The organism is Affinundibacterium flavidum, from assembly GCF_014284175.1.
GTDB lineage: Bacteria > Pseudomonadota > Gammaproteobacteria > Burkholderiales > Burkholderiaceae_D > Undibacterium > Undibacterium flavidum.
Genome location: NZ_JACOGA010000036.1, coordinates 1 through 7,072 on the forward strand (window position 1 = coordinate 1; position 7,072 = coordinate 7,072).

The 7,072-nt window shown below is 46.2% G+C and carries 7 protein-coding genes; all 7 read left to right on the top strand.

The window, feature by feature from the left end; all coding sequences use genetic code 11:
• The first annotated feature begins 166 nt into the window (after positions 1-166).
• The 7 genes from lspA (at position 167) to H8K55_RS21175 (ending at position 6,791) form a co-directional block, all read left to right on the top strand.
• A complete protein-coding gene (lspA, locus tag H8K55_RS21145; protein WP_186944227.1) occupies positions 167-685 on the top strand; it encodes a signal peptidase II in 519 nt (172 codons plus the stop codon).
• A 138-nt stretch (positions 686-823) separates the two neighbouring features.
• A complete protein-coding gene (gene coaBC / locus H8K55_RS21150) occupies positions 824-2,032 on the top strand; it encodes a bifunctional phosphopantothenoylcysteine decarboxylase/phosphopantothenate--cysteine ligase CoaBC (protein WP_186944229.1) in 1,209 nt (402 codons plus the stop codon).
• A gap of 77 nt (positions 2,033-2,109) precedes the next feature.
• Complete coding sequence (gene dut / locus H8K55_RS21155) at positions 2,110-2,559, top strand: dUTP diphosphatase (protein WP_186944231.1); 450 nt, start codon at positions 2,110-2,112, stop codon at positions 2,557-2,559.
• Positions 2,560-3,000: 441 nt separating this feature from the next.
• The gene (asnS, locus tag H8K55_RS21160; RefSeq protein ID WP_186944232.1) at positions 3,001-4,401 is read left to right on the top strand and encodes an asparagine--tRNA ligase; all 1,401 of its coding nucleotides are present in this window, start codon (positions 3,001-3,003) and stop codon (positions 4,399-4,401) included.
• A 94-nt stretch (positions 4,402-4,495) separates the two neighbouring features.
• The gene (locus H8K55_RS21165) at positions 4,496-5,692 is read left to right on the top strand and encodes a hypothetical protein (protein WP_186944234.1); all 1,197 of its coding nucleotides are present in this window, start codon (positions 4,496-4,498) and stop codon (positions 5,690-5,692) included.
• Positions 5,693-5,713: 21 nt separating this feature from the next.
• Positions 5,714-6,049 carry an amino acid--tRNA ligase-related protein gene (locus H8K55_RS21170; protein WP_186944238.1) on the top strand — a complete coding sequence of 112 codons (336 nt, stop codon included), beginning with the start codon at positions 5,714-5,716 and terminating at the stop codon, positions 6,047-6,049.
• A 229-nt stretch (positions 6,050-6,278) separates the two neighbouring features.
• Positions 6,279-6,791: a hypothetical protein gene (locus H8K55_RS21175; RefSeq protein ID WP_186944236.1), complete on the top strand. Its 513-nt coding sequence runs from the start codon at positions 6,279-6,281 to the stop codon at positions 6,789-6,791.
• The last annotated feature ends 281 nt before the right edge of the window (positions 6,792-7,072 follow it).

Sequence of the window (7,072 nt, forward strand, 5' to 3'; positions counted from 1 at the left end):
TCGCGATAGTGGCGTGCATGCATAAGTTACTGACCATTTTGAACGCCATAATGAAATCAGGAAAACCATGGGACGACGAATATTTAATCAAAAATCCTTGACTCCAAACACAGTTGCTTCTCCCGCTCGCGGGAGAAGGAAGTATTAAACCTAATTGAAAAAGAATATGGCGACCAAAAAAACCAATACATTCTCAAGCAAACCTAAATCCTCAGGTGGATTATTCGGCATTTGGCTGGGGCTCTCTGTCATCGTGATTTTGCTCGACCAAATCAGCAAAATCACCATTGAGCGTTCTTTTCAATTTGCAGAGCTCTACCCTGTGACATCCTTCTTCAACTTAACGCTGGCTTACAACAAAGGCGCAGCGTTCAGCTTCTTAGCGACCGAAGGCGGCTGGCAACGGTATATGTTCACAGCGATCGGTGTCGTCGCCTCATTGGTGATTACTTATCTGCTCAAAAAACACGCCGCACAAAAACTGTTTTGTTGGGCACTCGCCTTAATCATGGGTGGTGCCATCGGCAATGTAATCGACCGCGTAATGTATGGTCATGTGATTGACTTCTTAGACTTCCATTACAAAGACATCTACCACTTTGCCGCGTTTAATTTAGCTGACAGCGCGATCTGTTTAGGTGCTGCTTTGTTTATTTTGGATGAGTTACGTCGCGTCAAAAAGTAACGAATCAAAACCCCTCAACGCCGAGACGCAGAGTCGCCGAGGGAAAGCAATGAGGAAAAACATTTCTCTGTTTTAAGATTTTCCTCTGTGTCTCGGCGACTCGGCGTTGAGAGGTTTAAAAAGTAAAAAGGACAAATCATGACATCAAGACTCGCTGGTAAAAAAATCGTCCTCGGTTTAACCGGAGGTGTGGCCTGCTACAAGGTCGCCGATCTGTGCCGCTCTTTAGGCAAACTTGGCGCGACAGTACAAGTCGTCATGACGCAAAGCGCCACACAATTTATTACGCCAGTCACGATGCAAGCCTTGTCGGGCAATACGGTCTATACCGATCAATGGGATGCGCGTATTGCCAACAATATGCCGCACATCGATCTGACGCGCGACGCCGATGCAATTCTGATTGCGCCCTGCAGCACTAACTTCATCTACAAATTAGCACACGGTGCCTGCGACGATTTATTGTCAACACTCTGCATCGCCCGCCCCGCTCACCTACCACTATTCATTGCACCTGCCATGAATGTAGAAATGTGGAGCAACGCGGCGACACAACGCAATGTCGCGCAGGTCAAACAAGACGGCATACAAGTTTTCGGCCCAGCCGCTGGCGAACAAGCTTGCGGCGAAGTTGGTATGGGACGCATGTTAGAACCAGCGCAAATTTTGGCTGAATTAGAAGCTGCATTTCAAAACAAATCACTCGCAGGCAAACGTGTCTTAATCACCGCTGGCCCAACCTTCGAGCCTATAGACCCAGTACGTGGCATCACCAATTTATCCTCAGGAAAAATGGGCTATGCGATTGCAACAGCAGCATGGGAAGCAGGCGCGCACGTCACTTTGATTTCCGGCCCAACCGCATTGGATGCACCTTACGGCGTACAACGCCAACAAATCCAAACTGCACAGCAAATGCACGATGCGGTGATGGCACAGGTGAACAAGCAAGACATTTTCATCGCAGTAGCAGCAGTAGCCGATTGGCGCGTAGCAAACGCCAGCGACCAAAAAATCAAAAAGGCGAATGACAGCGACACGCCACAACTACAATTCGCGCAAAACCCAGACATACTCGCCAGCGTCGCAGCATTGCCTAAAGCACCTTACTGCGTAGGTTTTGCCGCTGAATCTGAAAATCTGATCGAATACGGCACCGCCAAACGTATCAAGAAAAATATCCCGCTCTTGGTGGGAAATATTGGGCACAACACCTTTGGCAAAGATGAAAATGAGTTGATGTTGTTTGACGCAAAAGGACATCAGTCTTTGCCAAGAGCGGATAAGCGGACTTTGGCGAATCAACTAGTATCAGAAATCGCAAAGCGAATAAAGTCCCAAGCGTAGGGTGCGCCATGCGCACCACTCTGAATCAATAGACAAATTAAAAACAGAGGTGCGCATGGCGCACCCTACTTGAAACCATGAAAAACATAGACCTCAAAATTTTAGATCCACGCATGAAAGACCAACTCCCCGCCTACGGCACACCGGGCAGCGCTGGCCTTGATTTGCGTGCGTGCATAGACGAAGCCATCACGATACAACCTGGTGAAACGGTGTTAATACCTACAGGTTTAGCAATCCATATTGGCGACCCAGCCTACGCCGCCATGATCTTGCCACGCAGCGGCATGGGACACAAAAACGGTATCGTGCTTGGTAACTTGGTCGGCTTGATCGATTCCGACTATCAAGGTCAACTCATGGTCTCTACATGGAACCGCGGACAGAATGCTTTCACGCTCAACCCAATGGAACGCTTGGCGCAGTTGATTATTGTGCCAGTGCTGCAAGTTGGCTTTAACATCGTTGAAGAGTTTGGCGATAGTGAACGTGGTGAAGGTGGGTTTGGTAGTACGGGAAAACATTAAGTATTGAGAAGGAATAACTAGCTCCTTCTCCCGCAAGCGGGAGAAGGTTGGGATGAGGGAAATTCAGCAAGATGAAAGAAAAAATCTGACGGAATCAAAACTTGATGTTGAAATGAGATTTTGAATTTTTTAACCGCCCTCACCCCAACCCTCTCCCGCTTGCGGGAGAGGGAGTGATACAAGCACAAAAAATAGGAATGCAGGCATCACACAAGCCCAACTCAACAAGAGCAAAGGCAATTAAGTAACCAACACAAATTGGTTTTAACGGCGCAAACGGCTATCATATGCGCCACCCGAGGATTTCTAAAAATCTCATTTGGGGATGAGACGCTAGGCGTACACCGCAGCAATATGTCAATATTACGAGGATGTACAACAACGCGGATCGCCCCACATGAGGTTTTGAAAAGTTCTCGAATAAATATTGGAGAATAAAGTATGGCAACTTTCAGCGTAAAAGAAGTCCTCAACGGCAAAGCCCCGAGCGACACCAGCGTCAGCGTCCAAGGTTGGGTACGTACCCGCCGCGATTCCAAAGCTGGCGTATCCTTCCTGGCATTAACCGATGGCTCATGCTTCGGCACTTTGCAAATCGTTGTACCAAACACCTTAGGCAATTACGAAAGCGAAATTTTGCACCTGACAGCAGGCGCATCTTTCTCCGCAACAGGCATGGTCGTACCTTCCCAAGGCGGTGGTCAGAGTTTTGAAATGCAAGCAGAAAGCGTGCAAGTATTTGGTTTGGTCGAAGATCCAGACACTTATCCGATTCAACCTAAACCGCACAGCATGGAATTCTTACGTGAGAACGCTCACTTGCGCGCACGTACTAACATCATGGGCGCCGTGGCACGTACTCGCCACTCCATCGCACAAGCCATCCACCGCTTCTTCCACGAACAAGATTTTTACTGGGTCAACACCCCTATCCTGACTGCATCCGATTGCGAAGGCGCAGGTGAAATGTTCCGCGTTTCTACGCTGGACATGATGAACTTCCCTAAGACGCCAGAAGGCAAACCCGATTTCAGCAAAGACTTCTTCGGCAAAGAAACCTTCCTCACCGTCTCTGGTCAATTGAACGTCGAAACCTATTGCATGGCTTTGTCCAAGGTCTACACTTTCGGCCCAACCTTCCGCGCAGAAAACTCCAACACCAGCCGTCACTTGGCAGAATTTTGGATGATAGAACCGGAAGTCGCGTTCGCTGATCTCAAACAAAATGCCGACCTCGCAGAAGCGATGTTGAAATATGTTTTCACCGCCGTTTTGAACGAACGCGGCGACGACATGGCCTTCTTTGAAGAACGCGTAGAAAAAGGTGTGATCGCCAAATTAGAAAACATGATCGCCAAACCTTTCGTGCGTATGGATTACACCGAAGCGGTCAACATCTTGCAAAACTGCGGGCAGAAATTTGAATACCCAGTGGCATGGGGTACCGATCTGCAATCCGAACACGAACGCTACCTCGCCGAAAAACACGTAGGCGGCCCCGTGGTTCTGCAAAACTATCCTAAGGACATCAAGTCTTTCTACATGCGTATGAACGACGACGGCAAAACCGTAGCAGCGATGGACATCCTGGCACCAGGCATAGGCGAAATCATCGGCGGCTCACAACGCGAAGAACGCCTCGACGTATTAGACGCCCGCATGGATGAAGTCGGCCTCGCAAAAGAACCATACTACTGGTACCGCGACCTGCGTCGCTACGGCACAGTACCACACGCAGGTTTTGGTTTAGGTTTTGAACGTGCTGTGTCTTACATCACTGGTGTGGGTAATGTACGGGATGTGATTCCGTTTCCGCGTACTCCGGGTAACGTCAGATTTTAATTTGTGTAGTGTGTGTTTGAATGATAAAGGGCGATTGATGTCGCCCTTTATCACATCTCCTACATAACAAAGTTCAAAGTGTAATGAACATGATTTGCTCACCTTCTACTTTGTTGTAAACAGTAAAAAAACTAATCAGCAGTATTTGAACATGAAAAATAATTCGAAATTCTTTACGCATGCAATCCTAATATTAATCTTTTCCATCACATTGGTATCGTGTGGCGGAGGTGGTAGCGGTGGCAGCACATCAAACCCACCAGTGACGTTGGCCATCTCGTCTCCTGCTAACATTTCGTCGACCAGCTATACTGGCTCAGCTATTCCTAGCGTAACGATTAGTGCGACAGTTAATGGCGATGTTCAAACACTCAATGGAAAGTCAATTTATGTCTTGATCGAGTCACCTGATCAACTTTTTGATAAAAATCCCGCAATTGCACTTGGTACCGGAACAGCGTCTTTGACATTAAACGGTATGAATGATATTCCCAAGGGAGACTATAATAATTCACTGAAAATTTTTGTTTGCCTTGATCCAAACTGTAAAACCCAACTTGGAAACTCTCCTCTAATCTTGCCTTATTCAATTAAGGTCAAACAAGGTATAGCCTTGACGCAAAAAGTGGCAGATATCAGTACCACATTTGGTGTTACACCAGCGCCAATTGCAATCCCCATTACTTTAGCTGAACCAGGAAAACCATTTAATGTCGTGCGTTTTGATGGTTTGGAGGGTTCGCAAAATAGCGTCGTTGCCTCACCTGATGGTCAAGCAAAACTAATCGTTCAACCAAGCTTAGGTTGGCCAGGTAAATATGTAGCTCGCTACAGGGTTTCCCAAGAAGGCGTGGCAGCCCCAGGTGCGACATTTGAACTGACCTATACGATTATCCAGGATCTAAAAGTTCGCGCTGCAGCCAACCCATCTGAGGTCACCATTCGAGTAAAATATTTTGATTCAACGGATCACACTGGATCGATTCAAGTCGTAGGAAATCCCGGCACACCTGGGCTGGATGTGGGTGGACATCTCACAGCTGGATTTATCGATAAATTCGAAGTCCCACCGATTGCGAATGGACACCCAAACGCGAATAATTGGATCTGGTACCAACACGATACTTACGTTATTCACGCTTGCGGCGATCGATACCTTCCCAATTGTCTACCGCCAGGCACCTACAAGGCCACAATTGGTTATGACTATAACGGTAATGATAGAGGACCTGGCTTACCTCGAATTTCTGAACGTTTATTAGTTCCGATCACGATGATCATATCTAATTAAGCGCAAAGGGGTCCTGCGGTTCTGCTAAACTATCCGAAAGATATTAAGTCCTTCTATATACGAATGAATGATGAAGGCGAAACGGTTGCAGTGATGGATATCTATGCACCAGGCATAGGCGAAATCATCGGCGGCTCACAACGCGAAGAACGCGTAGACGTATTAGATGCGCGCATGGATGAAGTCGGCCTCGCGAAAGAACCATACTACTGGTACCGCGACCTGCTCCGCTACGGCACAATGCCGCATGCAGGCTTTGATTTAGGATTTGAACGTGCTGTGTCTTACATCACTGGTGTTGGTAATGTGCGAGATGTGATTCCGTTTCCGCGTACACCGGGGAATGTGCGGTTTTGATTAATTTGTTCTATTTTGAATTAGGAAGGGTGACTTTGGTCGCCCTTTTTATTGCACACATCATGTTTCAGCATATGCATTTCCATAGTCAGCATTCAAGCGAGTTTCAAGAAAGTTGAAACAAATCGCACTTTTCACCGCAGTCGGGTATCTTTTCATTTTGAAAATTAAATCGTCTTATGTTGGCAATAGAAGTCCTTACATGTCTCTCACTTACATTGGAGTAAAAATGAAAGCAATCACTATCTGTATTTTGGCATTCTCCATAGTTTCATATTCGTATGCAGACGAAAATACACCTTCTAACTATGAAAAAAATAAGCTTCCTACGGCTAACGAACCATCTTTCAATGTTGTATTGGGTGTTTCTTTAGAATCAATATTGGGTTTTGAGTATCAAAAAGAAAATCATGTTATTGGTCTAGGTCTACCTGGAGCAGTTTCTTATAAGTGGTTTAAAAATCCATATGGCGATTCAATATACTTCGGCGCGTATGCAGGTAAATTTAGCAATCCAGAAAACAATGAAGTACGTGACGGCGTATTTTATAAAAATTATAGAACATCATTTGTAGGCGCTGGCATTGGATATCGTTGGCAATGGCCATCGGGTTTTAACGTAACTACAAGCATCGCGTTAAATAGCTCAAAAATTGAATATTCAAATCCAAACTCGTCAAAGATTAAGAATAAATCAGTGTTGGGCCCTCTTCCAGGAATCATAATCGGCTACAAATTTTAAAAACATAACGAATAAGGTTAGATCGTGACGTAAAGCCATGTGGGTGGGCACGCTTTTTGTGCCCACACGGATTGCTTAAAATACCGCTAAAACCTCGCTTTGCTTTTTATCTTTCTCACCTTTTTCAACCGTAACGCGTGGGCACGATGAAGCTGTGCCCACCCTTCTATGAAGCATGTCAAGTACGACTTGCAAATGAATTGTATTCAATTTTCATTCATCATTTCTCACTCCTGCTTCGCTGTGTAGTACGTTCACTAGTCGTAATAAGTCTCTGGTCA